Origin of the sequence: Corynebacterium sp. sy017, from assembly GCF_017918135.1 — a bacterium.
In the GTDB taxonomy this organism is placed as follows: Bacteria; Actinomycetota; Actinomycetes; order Mycobacteriales; family Mycobacteriaceae; genus Corynebacterium.
On record NZ_RZUE01000001.1, the window covers coordinates 454,329 to 479,337 of the forward strand.

A 25,009-nucleotide genomic window follows, 5' to 3' on the forward strand; every position below is an offset into this window, starting at 1 on the left:
CCAGGAATGTCAGCGTCTTACTACGCCGATAACGTCTACCGATTCTACACGCATTATCTCATCAGGAAAAATAATTTCTTTACGCATACAAATGCGCTATCTGCTTTTTGATTTCGTGCTTTTCCATTCTCTGCTTAGGATTCTGACCGAGTCACATAAAATATCTCCCCATTTTTATGGCACTCTAATACCTATGGCCTCTGATTCATCTGTCAAAAAAATAGTAGTGCTGACCACTGGCGGCACTATTTCCTGCACCAGCGATTCAACGGGTGCGCTCATTCCCACAGTCAGTGGTGCCGAGCTCATCGCCCCCATCATTCCGCGTTTTGCTGATACTCTCAGCATTGAGGTGCGCGAACTTAATCGTCTTGATTCTTCTTCTATGACCTTGGCTGACATTGATGAAATTGTCAGCGCAGCACATCATGCTCTCAACGACCCTGATGTAGTTGGGGTTGTTATTACACACGGCACAGATTCGATGGAAGAAACAGCCATTGCTCTTGACACTTTCCACAATGATCAACGTCCTATTGTACTGACTGGCTCTCAAAAACCCCATGATCACCCAGAAGAAGATGGTACCCGCAACCTGTTCGAGGCAATTATGGTTGCTTCTGACACCTCGGCACGTGGCATTGGGGTACTTATCGTTTTTGGACGTGCAGTTATACCTGCACGAGGAGCAACCAAATGGCATACCACAGATGAACTTGCCTTTGCGACAAATGGTCCTGAAGAGCCACAACGAGCCGATCCCGTTTCTCCTTGCCCTCTCGGTGATATTTATATTGAAACAATTACCGCCTACCCTGGTGCTTCCCGTACGCTTATCGACGCTGCTCGCAACGCTGGTGCTCAAGGGATAATTGTTGAGGCACTAGGTTCAGGCAATGTTGGCACAGAATTAGCAGCGGGAATAAGTGACGCACTGCAAGCAGGTATCCCTGTGGTTATCACAACTCGAGTTCCGCGCGGTGAAGTTGCTGGAAAATATGGTGGCGCTGGTGGCGGAGCAACACTAGCTGCACAGGGCGCTATTGGAGCTCGATATTTTCATAGTGGGCAAGCACGAGTGCTTCTTGCCATTGCAATTGCGTCTGGGGTACACCCAGCTACATTATTTTAAGCTGTCTAATGGATCAGCAGGAGTGAGCAATGGATCTGCACTATCAAAGGTTTTTACCTGAGAATTGGTAGTGCTTTTCGTCTCAAAACGCACGCTTACTCGACCGTGCCCTATTCCTTGAATCCACCCATGCCCATAATCTGGGTGGCTGACATCTTGAGTAGTCCAAAACCTACCATGACGCACGAGAATCTGCGGCAAAACTTCTTCAGCTTGGTCTTCGTAGTTGTGTTGCTGTGCACGAACACCTACTTCATATTCTGATTCTTTTATGCTGTGGTGATTAAGTAAATCAAGTTCAGGGAAAAACACCTCTTGTCGTGCTGTTTCCAGGCTAGAAAAACCGACTCCTACTAATCGAATTGGTCCAAGTTGATCTGGATAGCGTACCAATAAGAAAGCCGCAGCTTTGAGAATCTCATAGTCATCGGTTGCGTAGGGCAACGTCGTTGAGCGAGCTTCTATATGAAAATCCGCCATACGGAGTTTGAGACTTATTGTGCGCGCACCTCGACCATCTTTAAGCAAACGACTATGCGCCTTCTGTATAGCCCGTATGATTGCCGCATCCACTTCGGTTTTTGTGTGTAGATCTTGCGGATAGGTATATTCGGCAGATATTTGCTTAGCAATTGCTCGCGGAGCCACTGGGCGTTCATCTCTGCCTTGCGCCATTGACCATAGTGTTCTCCCCACCGCAGCGCCCAAAGATGCTTCTGCTTCTTTTTGCGATAATGCGGCCAAATCGCCAATAGTAGCCACACCAAGCTGTGCTAATTTCCGCTGCGCCACAGGACCGACACCCCATAGTTTATTCACCGGTAATGGATACAGTACGGTGGCGTGATCCTTTCGTGGCATAACAAAAATACCATCAGGTTTTGCTAGATCAGAACTAATTTTTGCGTACTGCTTTCCGCACCCCGCCCCTACCGAGGCGCGAAGACCTACGTGACTGTAGATTTTCTCACGAAGATCATGCGCCCACTGGTGTACTTGCTCCACCGACGCTCCTGCTAATTCAGCAGGTTCAATAAAACCTTCATCAACCGATAGTTGTTCTAGCACACCCCCTTGCTCAGCAATGATTGCCATCACTTGCTTAGAAAGGTGCCGATATACGCTAAACCGCGGTAGCACCACAACTCCTCGCATACCTATGAGAGTTTTGGCTTGATACATGGGCATCGCAGATTTGGCTCCCAGAGCACGTGCTTCATAAGAAGCGCCTGCTACCACTCCCCGACCACTAGTATTACCAACAACAACCGGACGACCCCGCAGAGTAGGTCGAGTAAGTTGTTCGCAGGAGGAAAAGAATGCATCCATATCAATATGGAGAACCCAACGCTGCATAAACCTAAAGTGTAATGTCAGCAATCACCACAGTCAAACATATTTTCGATTAGCGTTTTTTCGTGTTAGCCACAAACCACCAATAAATAACAAGAAAAACACGATAAGAGCAATAATGGCTGTATAGGTACCTTGAGGATAATCCAGAATCATGAGGACAAAGACTCCGCCAAGAAAGAGCAAAACAATAATATCGGCACCAATCCCACCAGGGGTTCGATAATTATGCCGCATTATTTTCCCATTCTTCGCCGCTCGTATGTACCCAATATGGGTACAGGAAATAATCGCCCACATTCCCAAAATCGCGATGGCACCCAAACCTAACACAATCTCAAATGCTTGAGCTGGAACGACGTAGTTAAGCACCACCCCACCTACAAAGAAGCACGTCGTAAGCCAAATTCCGCCTGTGGGAACACCATGAGAAGACATTTTTGCCAGAAAAACCGGCGCAAGCCCCTGGTGTGCTAACGGTTTGAGAATACGTGCCGTTGCATATAGTCCCGCATTAACCGACGATAAAGCAGCAGTGAGCACAACCATATTCATGATGTCGGCAGCAGCAGGAATTCCGATAGCATTCATGAAAGTCACAAACGGGCTTTCCGTGCCGGAATAAGCAGAACTTGGCAACAATAATGCAAGAAGAAAGACAGAGCCAACATAGAAGAAGATAATACGCACAACTGTAGTGTTAATTGCTCGAGGTATCTCTTTGCCTGGGTTCTGCGTCTCACCTGCCGCCACGCCAATCATGTCGATTCCAGCATATGCAAAAATAACCCCCTGAGTCATAACAATCAATGGCATGATTCCGTGAGGAAACCAGCCGCCGCCTTCGCCCAACGTCGATAAGCCCGGGGCATGACCATTGATTGTCGTACCGCTAACAATCATCGCTACTCCAATAAGCATGAAGATGATAATTGCAGCTACTTTGATAAAAGCAAACCAGAATTCTGCCTCGCCAAAGAACTTAACCCCTATGAGATTTACCCCAACTACCAGGCACAAAGCACATGCAACCAAAATCCATTGAGGAACTTGTGCAAAAAGCGGCCAAAACTTGAGGTACACCGCAATAGCAGTCAGCTCAGCAATACCGACTGTTACCCATGCGATGAAATATATCCATCCTGCGAAAAAGGCTGCATTTTGTCCAAGGAACTCTCTGCTATAGGAGGCAAAGGAACCAGAGGTTGGGCGGTAGATCACCATTTCCCCTAGCGAACGCAGCATCAAATATCCGATAATGCCACACACTGCATAGACCAATGCCAGTCCAGGTCCGCCAATGTTTAATCTTTCACCAGCACCAAGAAATAACCCGGTTCCTAATGCCCCGCCAAGGGCAATCATATGGATATGCCTATGTTTCAGATCTTTGCGATAGCCTGCAGTCTCTTGTGCATGAAAATCATCAAAGCTATGGTGTGAAGTAGCCTCAGAACACATACATAGACAGCTTAGTCTACCAAGGGGTGTTTAGGGAAGTAACCGAGAAAAATAGATAACATAATCAGAAAGCAACATTGTGCGTACACCACATATCATTGTCATGGGAGTATCTGGGTGCGGGAAAAGCACTATAGGTAGCTTAGTGAGCCAAACATTAGGTCTTGATTACTATGACGGCGACGATCTGCACCCCAAGAAAAATATCGAGAAAATGTCCCAAGGCATCGCGCTCAACGACGCAGACCGTATTCCCTGGCTCAAAAAAGTAGGAGATCGTTTAGCACATAACCCTCATGGTTGCGTGATTAGTTGTAGCGCCTTAAAACGCACATACCGCGATATCATCCGTGCTCATTGTCCTGGGGCAATTTTTATCCATCCCCACGGACACTTCGATGTACTATATGCGCGAATCAGCAATCGCCCCGGACATTTTATGCCTGCTTCTTTATTAGAATCTCAGTACGCAATTTTGGAACCACTATCCGAGGACGAACTCGGTCTTATCTGTAATGTTGAACAATCACCAACAGAAATTGTGCGGCACGTATATCAGTGGCTGACCAGTCTTAAACAACAGTAGTCAGAGCAAAAATTGTGCCGACAATACTAAACCCAATCACAGAAATGAGCAACTGATTAATCGTCCAGGTACGCAGCGTAGTAGGCACATCCATATCCATTAGGCGACCAACCAACCAAAACCCAGAATCATTGACATGGCTTGCAGTTACCGAACCAGCAGCAGTGGCAAGCACAATCAAAACCAGTTGCAATGAGGAATAGTCTCCCGCATTCACAGCAGGAACCATCAACGCCGCGGCAGTTGTCAATGCCACCGTTGCTGATCCTTGGGCAACACGCAGTACAGCAGCAATAAGATAGCACGCACAAATTACTGGAATACCTATCCCCGCCATCGCGTGCGCCAACGCATCACCAATACCTGAGGTGCGCAATACACCACCAAACATTCCGCCGGCACCAGTAATGAGCACAACTGAACAAATAGGAGCCAGAGCAGATTCCATCGTTTTCTCTACTGTCTTAGCTGGTACACCACGCCTTAGTCCCAATATCACAATCGCCATCAGTAATGTGATCAATAAGGCAATAGGCGTTTGCCCAAGGAATACCACAACCCGATACCACCATGACTGATCCGTAATAACCCCTGCCGTCGCTAAAGCCGATAATCCAGTGTTGCCAAAAATCAACACGAGCGGCATCAGTAAAATAACAATCACCTGGCCAGAACGAGCAGGATTATCAGGCAACTCCTCAGCTGACAAAGGTGCACCGCTGAGCATATCAACCACGCGGAAATTGAATTTCTTACCCAGATATTTACCTAGCTGATAACCGGAGATATACCACGTCGGCAGTGCAACTAATAACCCAACCAATAACACCAAACCACTATCTGCCCCATAAAACTCAGCAGCAGCAACTGGACCTGGATGCGGTGGAACAAAAATATGCATGACAGAAAAAGCTCCAGCAGCGGGAATACCATACGTGAGTACCGGACCATTCAATTTTCGCGCCACCGCAAAAATTACTGGCAACATAACAATGAGCCCGGCGTCGAAGAAAATAGGAAAACCCATGAGCAACGCCGCAATACCTAATGCTAGTGGTGCTTTTTCTTGTCCGCAGCGAGTTACCAACGCATTTGCCAAAGACTGTGCTCCACCTGATTGCTCCACTAAGCGCCCAAGCATAGCGCCTAGTCCAACCAAAAGCGCTACCGACGACAAGGTAGTACCAAAACCTGCAGTCAAGGTAGGCACAACACCATCAACGGGAATGCCTGCAGCCAATGCAGTCACAACTGATACCACGATTAACGTCACAAAAGCATGAATCTTAAATCTAATGATCATGAGCAAAATCAATGCCACTGCCGTTGCTGCGATCAATAATAAAGGTCCAGCCCCTAGCGTCGGTTGCCAGGTAGACATATCCATTATGTTATTCTCCGTTTCATCCTGCCTCTTTATATTCTGCTTATCTTCCCGCCATACTCATAGGCTCATGCTCATGCTCATGTACAAGAATCAAAAGATAATAGAAAAGAGCATAACCGAAGAACAGTTATGCTCTATTGTGCAGCTCAGGATTAGCCCCGCGAAAAACAGTAATTACACAATTTATGCGTTATTCTTTGTTATTTGCGCACTGACTCCATGAGCAAGGGAATGTATGTGCCCGTTTTCACTTTCGTCGGTATGGGTAGGTTCACCAGAATGTACCTTAAATTCTGTTGCCAGAACTTCACCAGCAATAAAATCTTGGTGTCGCGTCGCCCACTCATATAACCCAGAATCCACATACAGCTGTACCCGAATGCGATCGGAAACATCCAATCCACTACGCTTTCTGGCTTCTTGTAGTTCACGCACAATATCTGCTGCCCAACCTTGAGCTTCTAGCTCTTCAGTTACTGTCATATCCAATACGACAAGCCCTTCCACACCATCAATTTGTGCTGTGGAATCGGGATCAGCAGCAACAAGGCGTTCAGTGAACTCACCAGCTTTCAGCTCAATACCATCCGCGAGTACACTGTCGCCTTGACGTGTGTAGTTTCCAGCTTTGACAGCTTTAATTACTCGCTGCACATCTTTACCTAGACGAGGCCCTGCCACTTTAGCATTCACAGCTACTTGGAAAGTACCCACAGCCGCAACGTCGGATCGCAATTCGACGCTTTTCACATTGGTTTCATCTTTAATGATGTCGACGAATGCTTCAAGGCGCTGTGCTTGAGGTACTGCCACAGTCAACTTCGGCAATGGCAAGCGGTTGCGGAGTTTGTGCGCTTTACGGATTGAACTTGCTGCAGAACATATGCCACGAATCTCATCCATTGCATCCACTAATTCCTCATCTGCAGGGAACTGCTGCGCCTCAGGGAATGTAGTCAAGTGCACCGAACGCTCACCTGTCAATCCTCGCCACATTGCTTCAGAAACCAATGGCAACAATGGTGCAGTAACCCTTGCGAGAGTCTCCAATACAGTGTAAAGCGTGTTGAACGCCTCAGGGTACTGTTCATCCCCGGCCCAGAAACGCTCACGGGAACGACGCACATACCAGTTGGTGAGACTATCGCAGAACCAACGTACTTCATCACACGCTCTAGCAATATCGGTATTGTCTAGTGCTTGCGTCACATGAGCCACAAGGTTATGCAGCTTCGCAAGAATATAGCGATCGCGTACATCAGTAGAATCTACTGACCACGTAGCTGGGCGTGAGGAATAGAGTTGGAGGAAACTATACGCATTCCACATTGGCAATAATGCTTGACGAACGCCCTCACGGATACCCTGCTCCGTCACAATAAGGTTGCCACCACGCAAAATCGGTGAACTCATCAGGAACCAACGCATAGCGTCAGAACCATCACGATCAAACACCTCATTCACATCAGGATAATTGCCCTTAGACTTCGACATTTTCAGGCCATCATCACCCAGCACAATGCCATGAGCCACAACCTTCTTAAAGGCAGGGCGATCAAAAAGAGCAGTCGCTAGCACGTGCAAGGTATAGAACCAACCGCGGGTCTGACCAGAATATTCAACAATGAAATCAGCAGGTGAATGGGAATCAAACCACTCTTTATTCTCGAAAGGATAATGCTTCTGGGCAAAAGGCATAGAACCAGACTCAAACCAGCAATCCAATACCTCAGGCACACGCCGCATCATGGACTTACCTGTTGGATCATCTGGATTAGGACGAGTCAACTCATCAATATCAGGGCGGTGCAAGCTGCGTGGACGAACCCCAAAATCACGCTCAAGTTCCTCCAAGGAACCATACACATCCATGCGAGGGTATTCCTCACTGTCAGATACCCACACAGGAATTGGCGCACCCCAGTAACGGTTACGGGAGATATTCCAATCGCGGGCACCCTCTAACCACTTACCAAACTGACCATCACGAATATGGGACGGTACCCAATCAATCTGCTCATGGTTCAGCTCCACCATGCGGTCACGGAACTTTGTCACGGCAACAAACCAGGATGGCAAGGCCATGTAGATCAGTGGTGTTCCAGAACGCCAGGAGTGCGGATACGAGTGCTCAATGGTCTGATGACGTACCACTCGCTGCTTTGCTTTGAGATCACGAATGATATGTGGGTTAGCGTCAAAAACAAGCTGACCTTGATATTCTGGAACAGCCTGGGTAAATTTGCCATCCATATCCACTGGAATAACTACATCAATTCCATTTTTCTGACAAGTCTCCATATCGTCTTCACCAAATGCAGGTGCTTGGTGAACAATACCAGTACCGTCCTCCGTCGTCACGTACTCTGCGCCAAGAATCTGGAATGCATTGTCGTGATCAGCAAAATAGTCAAAAATTGGTTCATAGCATAGTCCTACCAGCTCTGATCCGGTGTGCGTCGAAAGCAACTCATACTCGCCTAGTTCTTTGCTATATACCTCAACAAGGGCTTGTGCAAGCAACACACGCTTACCGACGATTGCCTCAGCTCCATCATCCCCTACTGCAATGTGCGCATAGCTCACCTCAGGGTTGACTGCAAGCGCTAAGTTCGAGGGTAGAGTCCACGGTGTTGTGGTCCATGCCAGTGCATAGGCGCCAACGAGAGAAGCATGAGCCTGGGTTCCTTCTTTTACAGCAGTAATCGGGAAGGTAACAGTCACGGTTGGATCCTGACGCATCTTGTATGAATCGTCTAGGCGTGTCTCTTGGTTTGATAGTGGAGTATGCTCTGCCCAAGAATACGGAAGAACACGAAATCCCTGGTAGATGAGCCCTTTATCATAAAGAGTCTTAAATGCCCACATGACTGATTCCATGAAGTCGATGTCCATGGTCTTATAGCCATTATCGAAATCAACCCAACGAGCTTGACGAGTGACATACTCTTTCCACTCTTGGGTATATTTCAGTACCGATTGTGCACAGTAATCATTAAAGGCAGCCAGACCCATATCTTCGATCTGCCCTTTATCTTTGATTCCTAATTGCTTTTCCGCTTCTAATTCTGCTGGTAAACCATGACAATCCCAGCCAAAGACACGGTTGACTAAATCCCCCTGCATGGTGCGATACCGTGGCACGATATCTTTAACATAGCCAGTAAGCAAATGCCCATAATGAGGTAGTCCGTTAGCAAATGGCGGACCATCATAGAACACATACTCAGAATTATCGGTGTGCTTTTTTAGCGACTCTTGGAATGTATTATCTTGTTTCCAATAGGCCAACACATTTTCTTCTATTGTAGGAAAATGGTTTGTACCATTGGTCATATCTACTTTCGGGTAAACCCCACCGACGTTACTCATTTTCTCCTCCACACAATGAACATATCTGGATATTAACTATCGCATTCATATGCAGGGACGCTATCAGCACATAGCAATAACGCGGTACCACCCTGCTTGAGCATTTTATGCTCCGCTTCATTTGTGAAAGAGATGTCGGTCTTACCCGTTCAGTTCTACTCAGAACCTCATATGACAATACGGTTCTTTTCTTCTGAAAGGCTCCCCGGTGATTGCCGGATCACTGCCAATAAAGTTAATTGTACTTCCCAGTTCTTCATTATGCAGAACATGAGAAGTACAGATACGAGAACAGGGTTTTAGCTCTCGTTATTCGCTGCAGGTGCTGATGTTCCTCGTGACTCGAGTTCATCCAGCTGAGATTGGAGCAGAGTCTTCAAGCGAGTACGGTATTCACGCTCAAAGGTACGCAGCTCAGCAATACGAGTCTCAAGAGCACTCTGCTGTTGCTTAACCACAGCCATAATTTCAGTGTGCTTACGCTCAGCATCTTCTTGAAGAGACTTTGCTTTATCCTCCGCTTGCTTCAAGCGAGCATCAGCACGAGAATTAGCCTCGCTAATAGTCTGCTCAGACTTACGTGCAGCCTCAGCAAGCTGTGCTTCCGCTTTACGACGAGCCTCTTCAAGAGTTGCTTTAGAACGTGAATCAGCGTCTGCAATTTGAGACTCTGCACTAGAACGAGCTTTATCGAGCATATCCTTAGACTCATTGCGTGCATCTGCAGTAATACGGTCAGCCATCTCTTGAGCCAAACCAAGAACTTTTGCGGCTTGCAAGTGTGTCTCAGGAGTAGCGCTAGACTCACCAGCAGCAGGAGCAGGAGCAGCAGCAGTTGCTTTCTTGCCTTCTGCTTTGGCTGCTTCTACTTGCTTATGTGCCTCACGTGCCTGTGCCTCAGCTTTTTGCTGTGCTTGACGTGCCTGCTCAAGACGCTGCTCATAGCTACTACGCAGTTCAGCTTCAATTTTCTTACGCAGCGCAGCTTCATCTACTTTCTGAGAAGAAACTGATGATGCCGCTGGAGAAGAACCAGACTTTTGTGCCTGCTCTAGTTCTGCTTCAAGCTCTTCTACCCGCTGGCGAAGATCATCATTTTCATCTTGTAGCTCTTCAAGGCTTTCCTCAATGAGATCAAGAAATTGATCTACCTCATCTTCGGAGTAGCCCCGCTTGCCGATTGGCGGCTTATTGAAAGCGATGTTACGCACATCGGTCTGAGTCAAAGGCATTGAGCTTATCCTTCCAAGATTAATCTGACCGTAGACGATCTTCACCTACGATTGGTATTACTTGCACATAATAATGCAATAATCCCAGATATTTAACAAATGTTTCTTAAATTCTACTCAAGCAGTGCATAGCAGCCATATGAATTACAAGAACCTATGTACTCCATGTGCACAGCCTTCGGCAAAACTACACCCAGTATAGCAGGAGAGCTGCATAAGAACATGACACTCTTCATACACGTACGCAAGTCTGCTGCTCAACTACCACATAGCACGCAAAATTTTATTTCATTACCCTCAAAATTATGAATGCATCATTACGCCAAGCACAATTTGGAACACTTGTAAAGCAAAGAAGAGAACAAGAATAGACACATCAAGCGCTACATTACCCAATCTCATTGGTGGGATAAGTTTTCTCAAAAACTTTACTGGCGGATCAGTGAGCACAAACAAAAACTCCGCTATGATCACAAACCACCTTGGGGCGCGGAAATTACGCGAAAAAGCATGAATTACCTCAATAAGAATGCGCCCAACAAGCATGAGCGTATAAATCTCAACCACCCAATATAGTAATAAAAGAAATTCTGTCATTACTATGTCAACCTATTCCATTCTTTCAGTTACCTAGAGCGCAACAGCATCTTCCTGAGATGCAGTATGCAAAATAAAAATGCCCAACCGCCGACGCATGAGACATATCTTCATACACAACGGTCGAGGCACTGATCTAGTTCCACGTTGATACAGCATGGATAAAACCATACTGAGTGGAAAATTAACGCAATCCGGCAGCCCGTTCTAGCTCCACAGTAGTTACATCCACGCCCTTAGGAATAATGGCAAACACACCCGCATCAAGTTTTTTCATTTGACTGTACAAGCCAAAGCATAGACCAGCAGCAAAGTCAATGATACGCTTTGCCTCGTCATGGGAAAGACGCTTAACGTCAAATACCACAACATCACCATCTCGAACAGGATTACCAATCTCAGTAGCGTCGTTATAGCGCTCAATCGACACCGGAACAATAGTTGCTGGATAAGAAGGCTTATAGCTTGCGCTAGCGTCACGTCGAGAGCTATCTACTTTGCTGTAGCTGCGATCCTCATAATCTGGTGCATAAGCAGCCGAACCCTCATAACGTGGTTCCTCATAGTAGGAGGAGTAGGCAGCCTCTTCTTCAAGCTCATAAGGAGCGAGACCAAAAAATTCTTTTGTCTTTTTCACAAATGACATAACGGTGGTTCCTTCGGATATGGCGCGTTCTTGCTTACGTACTGTTTTATAAGATAGTGCTGTTATTAAGGTCTTTTAGTTCCGACACGGTGTGTTGCCGCATTATTCTGGCAGCCACACCACCCCAGCTTGACGTCCCGTCGTGCCCTGGCGACGATACGAGAAAAAAGTATCATCTTCAATAGTGCATCGCGGATCTGCATCAATCGCCCGCACCCCTAGGCTCAGTAACTGCCGCACCAAGCCAGCACGGATATCAAGACCACTTGTTCCTTGTTTCGTTTTACAAAGACTGCCTGGCAAATGCCGCTCGACGTCCATCGCCATTTCTTTGGGAACTTCATAGTTTTTACCAGAAGCTGCCGGACCAAGAAGCGCATGGATCCGAGCTGGCTTGGCTCCTAATGCCATCATTTTTTCGACCGTTTTGGCCACAATGCCATTACGCGCCCCACCTCTACCGGCATGAACCGCAGCAATAACCCCTGCTTGATCGTCGGAAAGCAACACAGGTACACAGTCGGCAACAAGCACAGCAAGCGCTAACCCGCGCGTATTCGTTACCAGCGCATCGGTAGCAGGCACCGGCTCGGCGTGCCGCCTATCCACAACAGTGACGGTATTTGTGTGCAATTGCTCCATCCAGACAAACGCATCCGGAGACAACTTGAGCGCTTGCGCTAGACGATCCCGATTAGCTGTGACATTGGCAGGATTGTCGCCAACATGATTCCCCAGATTAAAAGAATCATAGGGATAAGGCGAAACCCCGCCCGCACGAGTAGTAAATACCTTGCGGACAGGGCGAGAAGTAGGATCTTGTGTGTTCATCTCAGTCATATTTCTCTAGCCAAATTTTAAGAATTAGCGCAAGAAGTCTGGGATATCCAGATCATCGACATCACGATGACGCTGCTGCGACTGATATGAAGGCTCCTGGTTATCTTCACGTGAGGTGAACAAACCACCACGATTATCTCGCGGAGTATAGCTAGAAGATTCATTACGTTGACTCTCATAGCTTTGAGCTTCACGACGGTGACGCCCCTGGTCATCATCACTAAATAGTGCAGAGTTCTCGCGTGCAGGTGCAGGTGTTGGGTTGCTCACCGGGGTGGATGCGCTTTCAGTTACCTGATGAGCACCATTTTGACGATTGCTGTCAAAACCAGTGGCGATAACTGTAACACGAACCTCATCACCAAGATTATCGTCGAAAATAGTACCGAAAATGAGGTTAACATCAACATCTGCTTTTTCTTGCACCATAGATGCAGCATCATTGACTTCCTGGATTCCAAGATCGGAACCACCAGCAATAGAAAGCAAGACTCCTGTTGCGCCATCCATTGTGTTCTCAAGCAAAGGCGAGTTAATCGCTTGCTCCGCAGCAGTCATCACACGATTATCACCGCGCGCAGAACCAATACCCATCAATGCAGAGCCGGCATCAGACATAACGGAACGCACATCAGCAAAGTCGACGTTAATCAGACCAGGAATAGTAATCAGGTCAGTAATACCCTGCACACCATTGTGAAGCACCTGGTCAGCGGCACGGAATGCACTCACCATGGTTAAAGAAGCATCACCAAGTTGTAGCAGGCGATCATTAGGAATAACGATCAAGGTGTCACATACTTCTTTTAGAGCTGCAATACCTTCCATAGCTTGACGAGAGCGACGCTGCCCCTCAAAGCTAAACGGACGAGTCACAACACCAACAGTCAGAGCACCCATCTTCTTTGCGATAGACGCAACTACTGGTGCTGCCCCAGTACCAGTTCCGCCACCTTCACCAGCGGTAACGAACACCATATCCGCACCTTTGAGCGCTTCTTCAATTTCACTCTTATGATCTTCTGCAGATTGACGCCCTACCTCTGGGTTCGCACCAGCACCAAGACCGCGCGTTGCTTCACGACCAATGTCTAATTTCACATCAGCGTCAGAGAAGATCAAAGCCTGTGAGTCAGTATTCACTGCAATGAACTCAACCCCTTTGAGCCCTTCTTCAATCATGCGGTTTACGGCATTAACTCCGCCACCGCCAACACCGACTACCTTAATGACAGCTAAGTAATTATCTAGGGAAGTCATAAAAGCAGACTCGCCTTCCTTGTTCCTTGTAACTTGAGATGAACTTTTGCTTTACCACAATGATGAGCATTGCTTTTTGCATTCATGTTCCATCTTCGATGAAAGTTGAGAAAAAATGAGGACATTTTGGCGGCGTGTCGGTACCTTAAACCATTACTTGAGGGTTTGAGCTGGGAAAATACAGGAAATCACCACATTCTCTCCGAAAAAATATGATTATTTTTCCCCTTAAGGACGCACAGCAATCATGGGTGCACCAGAAATATCTACATTCTGTTCCGCTCTACTCAAAGCCGCAGCAACGGCAGCAAGTTTGGCATCACGATTATCACTCGATCCCCAATAAATGCGTTTTCCGTCATCACTAATCAAAGTTAATTCCACCGCACTTTTCGCATTGATCTCCACAATACGAGCACGCACTGGCTCATCAAGCCCTTCTACAATTGCTATTGCTTCTCGCAAAATTTTTATGTCATCGGTGATACCCGTAATTTTAGGAACCCCTATTGGCGGTTGTTCAATGCTAAATGGACGCCCATGTTGATCAATAAGATGCGCACCATCTTCATGCTCACTAAAAAGCACTACCCGACGTTCCACCACAGAAATAGCAACGCTACTGGGAAAAGAAATACGCACCGACGCTGAATCCACCCAAGGTAATTCGCTAATTTTCGAGGCAGCAGCATGAGCATTCACACGTACTAAATTGTCGCCAAGATTAATTCCTGAGGTCTGCGAGATAAGCTCTTTGCTCTCATGCACTGCACCATCAACCACAAAGTTTTTTACTGTCAAAATTGGTCGAAACCACAACAAGGCACCTGCAATACCAAGAGCTAAGAGAATGCCTATGAGACTGACGACAATTTTTTTTCTACTCATCTATGTGCCTTTGGTTTTCTTATTACCTGCCTTGGGGTCTTGTTCTTCCCCAGACTACTTAACCCTGCGCAAGGGTATTGAGGATCTCATCAGCAAGCATAGTCACTGACCCTGCACCCATCGTAAGAATGAGATCTCCAGGGCGCGCAATAGCTGCCACGCGTTCTGGAACTGCAGCGAAATGAGGTTCATACCAGACAGGTACAGTTACCTTCTCACTAATAATACGAGAATCCACACCTTCCACTGGTTTTTCTCGTGCCCCAAAAATATCAAGTACAACTACCTCATCAGCTAAAGACAAAGCATGCGCAAACTCTTCAGCAAATTCAATAGTACGAGAGTACAAATGCGGTTGAAAAGCTACCACAACGCGACCTTTTCCTTGTGCATCAACTTTTTCCCGAGCAGCCTTAAGCACAGCAGTTACCTCAGTGGGGTGATGAGCATAATCATCGTAGACTTCTACCCCCGCATAAGCACCACTTTCTATAACACCGTGGCTCTCAAACCTGCGTCGTACGCCATCAAAATCACTAATTCCAGCAGCAAGTTTTTCCACATCACCGCCAGCTAACATCCCTACAGTCAGCGCTGCTGCAGCATTGGCAACCATATGCTGACCAGGGGTACGCACAGTAAAAGTCACCTGCTGCTCGCCAAGTAATACGCGTGCCTGTGTTCCCGATGCCGCAACGTCCATGCGTTCAATAACACATTTCATCAGATCTGGATACCGAGCTGCAGCTTGAGAACTACCATAGCCAACAACATTGATCCGATCGCTCACACGCGTAGCTAATTCAGCGGCTTTGTCGTCGTCAAGGCAAATAACGAGCGAGCCGCCTTCGACGATACGCTCAGTAAACTTCTCGAAAACCTCAAAGTATGCCTCAGCGGTATGGAAGAAATCGAGGTGATCTGGCTCTATATTAGTAATAACCGCGATATCTGGTCGATAGCGCAATAGGGAGGCATCGGATTCATCTGCTTCTGCGATAAACCACTGCCCTGCACCCTGATGTGCATTAGTTCCCGCACGATTCAACTGCCCACCAATGGCAAAGCTCGGATCCATGCCAGCGGAATAGAAAGCTGACACAACAAGTGACGTAGTCGAGGTTTTTCCATGCGTTCCTGCAATCAGTACCTGCTTGTTGCCTTCCAGTAGCTCTCCTAGTAGATCAGAGCGTCGAATGACCGGAATACCAGCAGCTCGAGCGGCAACAAGTTCAGGGTTGTCATGAGGAATAGCAGCAAAAGACGTTACGACGACCGTCGGCAAGGCACCACTGAGTTGAAGATTCTTCGCATCATGGCCGATTGCAATCTCTGCGCCCATCGACCGCAAAGCAAAAACAGAGCGTGAGTCTTTCACATCGGAACCGGATACCACTGCGTCACGGGCTAGCAGAATGCGAGCCAAGCCCGACATTCCAGCACCACCAATACCAATGAGATGTACTCGGGATAAATCAATAGATCCTGACATCGGTTGCTCAACCATATAACGACCTCCCTTTATTTCTTTACTGCCGCACACATTCGCTCAGCAATGATAGCTGCCGCATTTCCTAGTCCTGCGGCATCAGCAGCTTGAGCCATCTGCTCATATACTTCTTCGTTGCCGATAGTTTCGTTGATCTGTTGGATGAGAGTATGTGCTGATAATTGTTCATCACTCATCAATCGTGCGGCACCTGCTGCCACCACCTCCTGCGCATTAAGCGCTTGCTCGCCATTGCCATGCGGAAGTGGAATGTAGAGCGCCGGAATACCTAAAGCAGTAATTTCTGCCACGCTCATGGCACCAGAACGACACACCATAAAATCTGCAACACTATATGCTGCTGCCATATCGTCGATATAGGGCACTGCAACATAGTGCGGCACCTGCACTGGCGCTTCATTTTTCTTGCCATAAGCATGAAGAATCTGATACCCCTGCGTAGTCAATTCCTCAGCAGCAGCGCTCACTGCCTGGTTAATACTGCGTGCTCCTTGTGAACCACCAGTAACAACAATTGTCTTACGACGTGGATCCAATCCCCACTGCTCATATGCCCGAGAACGAGCAGCACGAGTATCTTCAGCAAGCGAAACACGAATAGGAATACCAACTACTTCGCCTTGAAGACCTGAACCTGCTACAGCGTTAAAACCAGTTCCCCCCAGGAAAACACCTAGCTTATTTGCCAAACCTGCGCGTGCATTAGCCTCATGAACAAAATAAGAAATCCCTAAAGATCGTGCCGCTAAATATGCTGATGCGGCAACATAACCACCAAATCCAATGACCACATCAGCATTATGTGCTTTGAGTATTGCGCGCGTTTGCCGAAAACTCTTGAGAATCTTCCACGGCAATTTCACCAGCTCCGCATTTATCGAACGCGGAATAGGAACTGCCTCAATGAGCTTTAACTCAAAACCACGCTGGGGAATGATGTTTTTTTCTAAACCACGCTCTGTCCCTAGGGCGATAACCTCAACCCCCTGCGTCTTTAATTGCTCCGCAACTGCTAGCGCTGGTTCGATATGACCAGCAGTACCGCCGCCTGCCACTACTGCATTGATCTTCATTTTTTACTCCAGTGTGCCTTCATTCTCATTGTGTCTTTGTGTCTTTTGCTACGGGCTTGTCTAGCTACCGCGCCGGTCATCTCTAATCTGATTACGAGAGTCAATCATATAGTTGCTGTGGTTACCACGATTTCTATTCTGCTCTACCTGATCTGGATAGTGAGGGCGCGTTTGGCGCGCAGCAGTATGGCGAGAAGATTCCACATGCCGATAGTGTGTGCGCTGTGTAGGACGTGGCGCTAGCTGCGTCTGCGACTTCCGTGAACGTGCAGAAAAGGAGGATGCTTTTCGACGTTGCTGCGGTGCTCTTTGATACTTCATGTGCGCAAAATCAGCATCATGTTCCTCTTCATCTACCAGTCCTCTCAGGCTTGGTTCTGGTAGAAAGAAAATCTGATCCAGTGCTGGTCGTCCATAAAATGACATAGCTTCCATAGCTTCTGGTTCATGACGTGCGCAATTAGCTAAAAGCCCCATAGCTCCCAGAGTAATAATCGCAGACGTACCACCTGCAGAAATCATTGGCAGCTGGATACCGGTTACTGGGAAAACACCAACCACATACCCGATATTGATGAATGCTTGCAGTACCACACCTGTACTCAAAGTAGCTGATAACAAAGTTAAAAATTGATTAGAGCAACGTCGGGCGGTGCGCAAACCAATGATCCATAGCAGGAAGAACAAGGCAATCACAATGGTAGCCCCACAGAAACCAAGTTCTTCACCAATAATCGCAAAAATAAAATCATTTTTCGCTTCTGGCAAATAAAACCATTTGGCTCGCGACTGCCCTAGACCAATACCAAAAAACGATCCTTCTGATAACGACAAGAAGCCCTGATAGCTTTGATATGCAGTATCGCCAGTATCGGCAAAACGTCCAAATAGTGCCCCAAAATACACAGTAAACCGATCCGATCTAAAGCCATCAGACAAAGCAAGAGCTGCTATACCAATCAAACCAAGACCGCCAAAAAATGCCAGGAACCGTAGATCCAATCCGGCAAAAATTGCCATCATAGCGACAACCAATAAGAAGGAAATACCCATACCAGCATCTCCCTCAGCAAAAATAAGTAATGCCATCAAAATGGAGACACCACTAAACACCAGTAGCCTATTCTTTGCAAGCGGTATTTTTACTCGAGTGCGCTTTGATTCCTCCATCGACTGCTCAGCCACACCAGATGTACTCTGCTGTGAAAGATATCCCGCTCCCCATACTGCAATGGCCACGCGGGCTAATTCTGAAGGCTGTAATCGTAGAGGACCAACCACAATCCAGGACTGCGATCCTACTTCTTCCCTACCGGTACCAATTCCGGGGATAAGCACAAGAATAAGCGTAAGGAATGCAAATAATAGCAACCACACACCATATTTTTTAAGGGAAGCAGGTCGAGCGCGTAATGCTAACCACATGGCAAGAAAACCAACGATGACCATGACTGTTTGCCTGGAAGCAGTACTCCACACATTTTGCCCTGCGTCTACCGCAGTTACCATAGAACTAGACATCACCATGACCAGCCCCAGAATCGACAAAATACTAACGATAATCAAAATCAGGTAGTAGTCGCTAAAGGGACGAGTACGCCATTCAACAATCCTTAGCCCAGCTCGTCGCAATAGACTAAGTAGTGAGCGCTGCCCAGTGGCTTGATCTCGCGACTTAGTTGAAGCCGAAGCTAAAACGCGCGCACTTTGTTTCTTTCTTTGTTCCACACCTGCACTGGTTTTATCAGCAGATTGCCGTGACCCAGCCACATGGCGGCGTCTACCTCGCGGTGATGTGCTTGGGCTTGTCATCTACGCTCCCTAGTTCGTGGTGACGAAAATTATATGGTTCCTGACGAAGATTCTTGAGTCTTACCACTTAAGTGTAGGTGGCAATGGCTTGTGCAAACATTGTGCCACGCTCAGCCATGCCACTATACATATCTAAACTTGCTGCAGCAGGAGCCAAAATAATTGCGTCACCGGCATTTGCCTGTGCAATAGACCATGCCACTACTTCTGCCATTGCTATTTGAGGATCACGAGATTCTGTCATCATAAGAAGAGCATGAGGAGCTTTTTCTCGCACTGCCTGAGCAATAATTTCTCTGTCCTGTCCGAGCAAGGCCACAGCTTTGAGCTTTGTAGCATACTTTTCCACAATTGCATTTACATCAGCGCCTTTAAGCTGACCTCCAGCAACCCAAATGATACTGTCATACCCACTCAAGGCGGTATCTGCAGCATGAGGATTAGTGGCCTTAGAATTGTCGATAGCAACTATTTGTCCAGTAAGATCAGCGTGCGACGGCCACCGAGCAACTATTTGCCCTCGGTGTGGGGCAACCTGAAATGACCCTAATGCTTGTCTAATGGCCTCATGCGAACAATCTAATGCACACGCCACGGCTATTGCGGCTAAAGCATCGTAGATGCCTGCTAGACCAGGAGGCTCAATATGAGCTGTTCCTGCAACAGGGCTCCCCTCGGGCATATTATGGATAGCGTGATCATAAAACTGCCCCTCATGCACACCGAACTCACCAGACTTGGGTGAGCTATTCCTAAACGGAATAATTGTCTGAGACTTAGACTCATTCTCGGCACAAACATATGTGCGTTGATAGTCCTCCATTGCTTCTTGCACATGAGTATCATCGCATCCGACTATCACAACTGGCGCGGCAAGAACCTTGGCTTTGGCCTTCTTATACGCTGCAAAATCACCATGCCAATCCAAATGATCTTCAGCGATGTTGAGCAATACACCAATATCTGGAACAAGTTCCTTAGTCCAATGCAGCTGAAAGCTAGAAAGTTCGGCAACGAAAATATCACTGCGTTGTTCATCCATAAGTGCTTGAGCAACGCTCACTCCGATATTACCCACAGCTTGAGCTGCCAAACCAGCAGCTTGCAGCATTGCAGTAGTCATAGCTGTAGTCGTGGTTTTACCATTAGAACCTGTGATAACAACCCACGTTCTTGTTTTCCCACACATCTGTGCCTGATCAAGGCGATAGCATAACTCTACGTCACCGATGACTTCGCAGCCCTTTTCCAGCGCAGCACATAGCAAAGGAGTATCGGGGCGCCAACCAGGAGAAGTGACCACCAAAGAATATGTGCCGATCCGGTCCATTGCTTCTTCTAGTGAGCGAATCACAACACCGGTTTGTTCTTGGGCATTAGCTAAAGATTGTGCATGAGCGTCGACAAGCTCTACTGCAATACCAAGATGGTGCAATAGTTTAACAGTCCCAATTCCTGTTACTCCTGCACCGGCCACAAGCACTGTCCCGCGCAAATATCCAGGTAGTTGTGTCTGCGAGGTCATATGTGTTCCTTTACCATTGTGAGCTGATTGCCCAACGACGTGAGGTTATGAAGCAATACCAGCAAGGTGCACCCAATTGCCAAAGAATAATGCGGCACCAATTAAGGCACATACAATGCTGATGATCCAAAAGCGAATCACCACTGTAGTTTCCGCCCAACCACCATTCTCGAAATGATGATGAATGGGCGCCATGCGAAATACTCGAATACCACGAGTTCTAAAACCAAAAATCTGAATGACCACAGAAATAACTTCGATGACAAAAATAGCGCCAATAATAATCATGAGCACTTCAGTACGAGAAACAACAGATAATCCAGCAACTAAACCGCCCAATGCCAAAGAACCGGTGTCGCCCATGAAAATTTTTGCAGGTGCCGCATTCCACCACAAAAAGCCAATGCAAGCACCCAATCCACCGGCGCATAGCACTGCGAGATCCAATGGATCACGCACGTCATAGCAGCCCAGTGCTGGCTGTGCAGAACAAGAATTATTGTGCTGCCAAAATGTAATTGCCAGGTACACCGTCAATACTATTGTGCTAATACCAGCAGCTAAGCCATCTAGACCATCAGTGAGATTCACTGCATTGGACCACGCTGATACCAAAAAATACATGAAAATGAGAAAGACGATCACGCCAATTACTCCGCCCCCCACAGCAAGATCAATTGTGTCAATATCACGCACAAAAGAAAGTTTTTGCGAGCCAGGAGTCAAACCGCTGTCATCCGGAAAGCACAGGACAAGTAACCCAAAGGCAATGGCAGCAACGAATTGCCCAATGAGCTTTGCTTTTTTGTTTAAGCCAAGATTGCGTTCTTTATAGAGCTTGATAAAGTCATCGGCAAACCCCAAAGCGCCAAGAGCTAAGGTGAGTCCTAATACTAATAGGCCAGAAGCTCGAAAACCTTGCCCACCAGTGAGTAACCCATACGTGCTTGCTACACAATACGAAGTAAAAATACCGGCAATGATGGCAATACCGCCCATTGTTGGGGTACCACGTTTACGCAAGTGTGAGGCAGGGCCTTCTTCTCTAATTTCTTGCCCTAAACCTTGCTCGCTAAAGCGTCGAATAAGCACCGGCGTAAGAAAAATTGATACCAAAAAACCCACGGCACCTGCAATAATTATTTGCCCCACTGCCTCATCACCTGCTACTTCTCACTAAAAATTTAAGCTAACTATCAGATTATACGGGTAGTTGAAACCACTACCCACATAACACTCCACTACACTTTGCTGTTGTCATCGTGCCTATCCAGGAGAATCTGCAATCCCCTGTCCAATGGTCCACAATTGCGCCGCATGAGAGGCTTTAAGCAGCACTACATCCCCTGCCGCCAATTGGGTAGTCAAAGTAGCAATAGCCTGTGCATTATCTGCCACGCGCACAGTGTCCACACCATGTGTACCGGCAGACTCAGCGAGTGCTGCAACCTGATCATTATCACCCACAACCATGAGCTTATCGACGCCGACTTGAGCAATAAACTCTCCCAATAGTCGATGTGCTGTATCGGCATCATCACCAAGCTCACCCATTGCCCCCAATACTGCCCATGAACGCGCGTTTTCTCGATGGCGAGCAGCACTGATTAAGGCTTCGATGCCTGCTTTCATCGACTCGGGATTGGCATTATAAGCATCATTGATAATCATGACATTATCTTCTCGCAGCCGTACATCCATGCGGTGCGCAGAAAGATTGTGGTGCTGTTCTAATGCTTTAAGTGCTTGCTCTGTGCTTATTCCTGCAGCATATGCTGCAGCAATTGCGGCAAGCGCATTAGCCACTTGATGTTTACCATGCACAGCAAGATGTACTTTGCGAGGAGCTTGTCCTAGAACATGGAGTTGGAATTGTGGTCTGGCTAATTCGTCGAGAGTGACGTCGGTAGCATAAAAATCCACGGCGATTTGAGAATCTCCTTGGATTATTTCTTTTTGTCCTGTTGCAGAAAAATACAGCACGCGTGCTTTTGTTCGTTGTGCCATTGCCACAACATACTCATCATCAGCATTCAAGATAGCACTACCGGTATCAGCTAATGCTTCAACAAGCTCTCCTTTAGCTTGGGCAATCGTCGCACGGCTGCCGAATTGTCCCAGATGTGCACTGCCGACATTGAGCACCACACCAATATGTGGTGGGGCAATCGCAGCTAAATGTGCCACGTGTCCAATACCGCGAGCAGAAAGCTCTGCTATTAAGTACTGAGTATCTTGGTTACAGCGCAAAACTGTGTAGGGATGCCCCACTTCATTATTAAAAGATCCAGGTGGCGCCACTGTAGGAGCTTGTGCCGAAAAAATACTTGCCATCATATCTTTTGTGGAGGTTTTTCCCGCTGAACCCGTTACTCCAATGACAGTGAGTGCTGTTTGGCAACCAGTATGTGTATGGTGTTCTTGCGCTAGGGTATCGACGACATAGCGAGCCAATTTTCCTAGTGCCGCTAGTACCGCAGCAACTGACCCATCACGATCATGTTCTGTAGCATAACTATCAGTGCTGTACTCCTTGAGCGCAGGAACAAGCACTGCCGGAGTCTCAACCGGTCGAAAAGCTAAAGTAGCATGGGCACCTTTTTCTTGTGCCGCCACCGCAAAGTCATGACCATCAACACGCGTTCCACCAAGAGCCACAAAGAGATCTCCTTGGTTGATTTTGCGTGAATCAAATTCAACTGCGCCAGTAATGGTGATCTCAGGATCACCGTGAACTGTACCGCCCACAATGCGCGCAATCTCACCAAGAGTAAGATTAAGCATTATTTTTCTCCCTCTGGTGTAATGCTGCAGTTACTTCTTCACTATCGCTGAAATGATGATTCACGCCATTGATAAGCTGTCCCACCTCATGACCTTTACCAGCAATAACCACAGCGTCTCCCGTACGCGCCCACGATATTGCCGCCGCAATTGCCTCGCGCCTATCCCCTATTTCCGCTACTGTCACTTCCTCACCAGCTTCACGACGTTGCCTTTGTCCGTTATAAGCGCCTTCAAGGACCGCTTGTCTAATCGCTGCAGGTGGCTCGGAGCGTGGATTATCATCAGTGATGATGACATAATCTGCACGCTGGGCTGCTTCTTGTCCCATGATGGGGCGTTTGGCAGCATCTCTATCACCACCAGCTCCCACGACTACAGCTAACCGACCAGTAATTTGGGCACGTACTGTATCTAACACGGCTGCTACCGCTGCTGGTTTGTGCGCATAATCTACTACTGCAAGAAAATCTTGACCACAGTCAATTTTTTGCATTCTACCTGGTACGGATACCTGAGAAACACCTTGGAGGAAGGCATGAGGATCAATTCCTACTGCCAATGCCAATCCGCATGCCAAGGTGGCGTTGGCTACATTGAACAATCCGGGAAGAGGCAGCTCAACTGAGTAAATGCGGTTGTGCACATTGTCTTTCAAGCTAAAACGCTGGGTTCCTTGCACAGAACTCTTGATGTCACAAGCTACGAGATCAAGTGGTTCATCATGCGCATATGTATCAAGTCCTACGCGCATCGGTGCACTGGCAAGAGCTGCCATCTTTTCCCCCCACTGATCATCGACACAAATCACAGATTTCTGTGCATGAAGTGCAGAATCTGGGTCGAAGAAGAGGGCTTTAGCACTAAAGTATTCTTCCATTGTTTCGTGGAAATCAAGATGATCTTGAGAAAGATTACTAAAACCAGCTGCATCAAACTCCGTACCAGACACCCGCCCAAGCACTAAAGCATGAGAAGATACTTCCATTACTACATGGCTTACGCCTTCATTAACCATGCGTCTAAACAACGCCTGTAATGTGGGTGCCTCTGGTGTGGTCAAACTGGTGGGAATTGCTTGCCCATTGATGCGAGTACCAGTGGTGCCGATGAGTCCCACATGGGCACCAGCTGCCATTAACCCGGCTTCTAATAAGTAACTCGTTGTAGTCTTACCGCTGGTACCAGTTACCCCAATGATGGTTAATTCCTGTGACGGATAATCATACACAGCTGCAGATACTTTACCGAGCACAGTACGCACATTATCGACGACAATCAGTGGCATTGCTAGACCAGCAGCAGAAATAATCTCTGCTCCTTGTGCGTCGGTAAGCACTGCTGCTGCTTGAGTATCTGCTGCAAAAACTGCCCCATGCCTTGAGGTTCCAGGCAAAGCAGCAAAAAGTGCCTGTGGCGCTAAGGTTGTGGAATCAAGACCAATGTCGCTAATGGTCAGTGCCTCGGCTGCATCGTGCTCAACATTATGTAATACGCCACCGGCAAGTTCGCACAAATGCGATAATGATGTGGACATTCTTTTCTCCTTAA

The 25,009-nt window shown here is 47.4% G+C and carries 18 protein-coding genes and 1 pseudogene; 2 read left to right on the forward strand and 17 right to left on the reverse strand.

Going from position 1 to position 25,009, the window contains the following annotated elements; translation table 11 throughout:
• Nucleotides 1-193: 193 nt before the first annotated feature.
• The gene (locus EML15_RS02080) at nt 194-1,132 is read left to right on the forward strand and encodes an asparaginase (protein ID WP_144273187.1); all 939 of its coding nucleotides are present in this window, start codon (nt 194-196) and stop codon (nt 1,130-1,132) included.
• On the opposite strand, the gene EML15_RS02085 is transcribed toward EML15_RS02080, so the two are convergent.
• Nucleotides 1,124-2,488: a DNA polymerase IV gene (locus EML15_RS02085; RefSeq protein ID WP_144273188.1), complete on the reverse strand. Its 1,365-nt coding sequence runs from the start codon at nt 2,486-2,488 to the stop codon at nt 1,124-1,126. The two genes, EML15_RS02080 and EML15_RS02085, sit on opposite strands and share 9 nt — an antisense overlap.
• 33 nt (nt 2,489-2,521) lie before the next feature.
• Nucleotides 2,522-3,946 (reverse strand): amino acid permease, encoded by a 1,425-nt coding sequence (locus EML15_RS02090; RefSeq protein WP_144273189.1) that lies wholly within the window; start codon nt 3,944-3,946, stop codon nt 2,522-2,524.
• A 103-nt stretch (nt 3,947-4,049) separates the two neighbouring features.
• Here EML15_RS02090 and EML15_RS02095 point away from each other — a divergent pair, with 103 nt between their 5' ends.
• Nucleotides 4,050-4,532, forward strand: coding sequence for a gluconokinase (locus EML15_RS02095; RefSeq protein ID WP_144273455.1), 483 nt, complete (start codon nt 4,050-4,052; stop codon nt 4,530-4,532).
• Here EML15_RS02095 and EML15_RS02100 read toward each other — a convergent pair.
• The 15 genes and pseudogenes from EML15_RS02100 to EML15_RS02170 all read right to left on the reverse strand — a co-directional run bounded on the left by EML15_RS02100 (nt 4,519) and on the right by EML15_RS02170 (nt 24,995).
• Nucleotides 4,519-5,913: a GntP family permease gene (locus EML15_RS02100; RefSeq protein ID WP_144273190.1), complete on the reverse strand. Its 1,395-nt coding sequence runs from the start codon at nt 5,911-5,913 to the stop codon at nt 4,519-4,521. The two genes, EML15_RS02095 and EML15_RS02100, sit on opposite strands and share 14 nt — an antisense overlap.
• Nucleotides 5,914-6,102: 189 nt before the next feature.
• A complete protein-coding gene (gene ileS, locus EML15_RS02105; protein ID WP_144273191.1) occupies nt 6,103-9,291 on the reverse strand; it encodes an isoleucine--tRNA ligase in 3,189 nt (1,062 codons plus the stop codon).
• A gap of 299 nt (nt 9,292-9,590) precedes the next feature.
• Nucleotides 9,591-10,523 (reverse strand): DivIVA domain-containing protein, encoded by a 933-nt coding sequence (locus EML15_RS02110; protein WP_144273192.1) that lies wholly within the window; start codon nt 10,521-10,523, stop codon nt 9,591-9,593.
• A gap of 303 nt (nt 10,524-10,826) precedes the next feature.
• Complete coding sequence (locus tag EML15_RS02115; protein WP_144273193.1) at nt 10,827-11,120, reverse strand: YggT family protein; 294 nt, start codon at nt 11,118-11,120, stop codon at nt 10,827-10,829.
• A 184-nt stretch (nt 11,121-11,304) separates the two neighbouring features.
• Nucleotides 11,305-11,766, reverse strand: coding sequence for a cell division protein SepF (sepF, locus tag EML15_RS02120; protein ID WP_144273194.1), 462 nt, complete (start codon nt 11,764-11,766; stop codon nt 11,305-11,307).
• 102 nt (nt 11,767-11,868) lie between these two features.
• Entirely contained in the window at nt 11,869-12,597 is a 729-nt protein-coding gene (pgeF, locus tag EML15_RS02125) for a peptidoglycan editing factor PgeF (protein ID WP_144273456.1), read from the reverse strand.
• Nucleotides 12,598-12,630: 33 nt separating this feature from the next.
• A complete protein-coding gene (gene ftsZ, locus EML15_RS02130) occupies nt 12,631-13,866 on the reverse strand; it encodes a cell division protein FtsZ (RefSeq protein WP_144273195.1) in 1,236 nt (411 codons plus the stop codon).
• Between the two features lie 228 nt (nt 13,867-14,094).
• Entirely contained in the window at nt 14,095-14,754 is a 660-nt protein-coding gene (locus EML15_RS02135; protein WP_144273196.1) for an FtsQ-type POTRA domain-containing protein, read from the reverse strand.
• A 58-nt stretch (nt 14,755-14,812) separates the two neighbouring features.
• Complete coding sequence (gene murC, locus EML15_RS02140) at nt 14,813-16,261, reverse strand: UDP-N-acetylmuramate--L-alanine ligase (RefSeq protein WP_246858058.1); 1,449 nt, start codon at nt 16,259-16,261, stop codon at nt 14,813-14,815.
• A gap of 14 nt (nt 16,262-16,275) precedes the next feature.
• On the reverse strand, nt 16,276-17,337 hold the full coding sequence (murG, locus tag EML15_RS02145) for an undecaprenyldiphospho-muramoylpentapeptide beta-N-acetylglucosaminyltransferase (RefSeq protein ID WP_144273197.1): 1,062 nt from the start codon (nt 17,335-17,337) through the stop codon (nt 16,276-16,278).
• Nucleotides 17,338-17,397: 60 nt separating this feature from the next.
• On the reverse strand, nt 17,398-19,149 hold the full coding sequence (locus EML15_RS02150) for a putative peptidoglycan glycosyltransferase FtsW (protein WP_144273198.1): 1,752 nt from the start codon (nt 19,147-19,149) through the stop codon (nt 17,398-17,400).
• A gap of 67 nt (nt 19,150-19,216) precedes the next feature.
• Nucleotides 19,217-20,680 (reverse strand): annotated as a pseudogene (gene murD / locus EML15_RS02155) (UDP-N-acetylmuramoyl-L-alanine--D-glutamate ligase); the annotation flags it as partial.
• Nucleotides 20,681-20,719: 39 nt separating this feature from the next.
• On the reverse strand, nt 20,720-21,826 hold the full coding sequence (mraY, locus tag EML15_RS02160; protein ID WP_144273200.1) for a phospho-N-acetylmuramoyl-pentapeptide-transferase: 1,107 nt from the start codon (nt 21,824-21,826) through the stop codon (nt 20,720-20,722).
• 114 nt (nt 21,827-21,940) lie between these two features.
• A complete protein-coding gene (gene murF / locus EML15_RS02165; RefSeq protein ID WP_144273201.1) occupies nt 21,941-23,458 on the reverse strand; it encodes a UDP-N-acetylmuramoyl-tripeptide--D-alanyl-D-alanine ligase in 1,518 nt (505 codons plus the stop codon).
• Complete coding sequence (locus EML15_RS02170; protein WP_144273202.1) at nt 23,451-24,995, reverse strand: UDP-N-acetylmuramoyl-L-alanyl-D-glutamate--2,6-diaminopimelate ligase; 1,545 nt, start codon at nt 24,993-24,995, stop codon at nt 23,451-23,453. The genes murF and EML15_RS02170 overlap by 8 nt, the downstream gene beginning before the upstream one ends.
• Between the last annotated feature and the right edge of the window lie 14 nt (nt 24,996-25,009).

Bases quoted from the DNA above. Each gene is read 5' to 3' on its own strand.
- pgeF (WP_144273456.1), bottom strand. From the start codon at position 12,597: ATGAACACACAAGATCCTACTTCTCGCCCTGTCCGCAAGGTATTTACT.
- EML15_RS02115 (WP_144273193.1), bottom strand. From the start codon at position 11,120: ATGACAGAATTTCTTTTATTACTATATTGGGTGGTTGAGATTTATACG.
- EML15_RS02085 (WP_144273188.1), bottom strand. From the start codon at position 2,488: ATGCAGCGTTGGGTTCTCCATATTGATATGGATGCATTCTTTTCCTCC.
- EML15_RS02100 (WP_144273190.1), bottom strand. From the start codon at position 5,913: ATGTCTACCTGGCAACCGACGCTAGGGGCTGGACCTTTATTATTGATC.
- EML15_RS02170 (WP_144273202.1), bottom strand. From the start codon at position 24,995: ATGTCCACATCATTATCGCATTTGTGCGAACTTGCCGGTGGCGTATTA.
- murG (WP_144273197.1), bottom strand. From the start codon at position 17,337: ATGAAGATCAATGCAGTAGTGGCAGGCGGCGGTACTGCTGGTCATATC.
- murC (WP_246858058.1), bottom strand. From the start codon at position 16,261: ATGGTTGAGCAACCGATGTCAGGATCTATTGATTTATCCCGAGTACAT.
- ileS (WP_144273191.1), bottom strand. From the start codon at position 9,291: ATGAGTAACGTCGGTGGGGTTTACCCGAAAGTAGATATGACCAATGGT.
- murF (WP_144273201.1), bottom strand. From the start codon at position 23,458: ATGCTTAATCTTACTCTTGGTGAGATTGCGCGCATTGTGGGCGGTACA.
- EML15_RS02090 (WP_144273189.1), bottom strand. From the start codon at position 3,946: ATGTGTTCTGAGGCTACTTCACACCATAGCTTTGATGATTTTCATGCA.
- EML15_RS02135 (WP_144273196.1), bottom strand. From the start codon at position 14,754: ATGAGTAGAAAAAAAATTGTCGTCAGTCTCATAGGCATTCTCTTAGCT.
- sepF (WP_144273194.1), bottom strand. From the start codon at position 11,766: ATGTCATTTGTGAAAAAGACAAAAGAATTTTTTGGTCTCGCTCCTTAT.
- ftsZ (WP_144273195.1), bottom strand. From the start codon at position 13,866: ATGACTTCCCTAGATAATTACTTAGCTGTCATTAAGGTAGTCGGTGTT.
- EML15_RS02095 (WP_144273455.1), top strand. From the start codon at position 4,050: ATGGGAGTATCTGGGTGCGGGAAAAGCACTATAGGTAGCTTAGTGAGC.
- EML15_RS02150 (WP_144273198.1), bottom strand. From the start codon at position 19,149: ATGACAAGCCCAAGCACATCACCGCGAGGTAGACGCCGCCATGTGGCT.
- EML15_RS02080 (WP_144273187.1), top strand. From the start codon at position 194: ATGGCCTCTGATTCATCTGTCAAAAAAATAGTAGTGCTGACCACTGGC.
- EML15_RS02110 (WP_144273192.1), bottom strand. From the start codon at position 10,523: ATGCCTTTGACTCAGACCGATGTGCGTAACATCGCTTTCAATAAGCCG.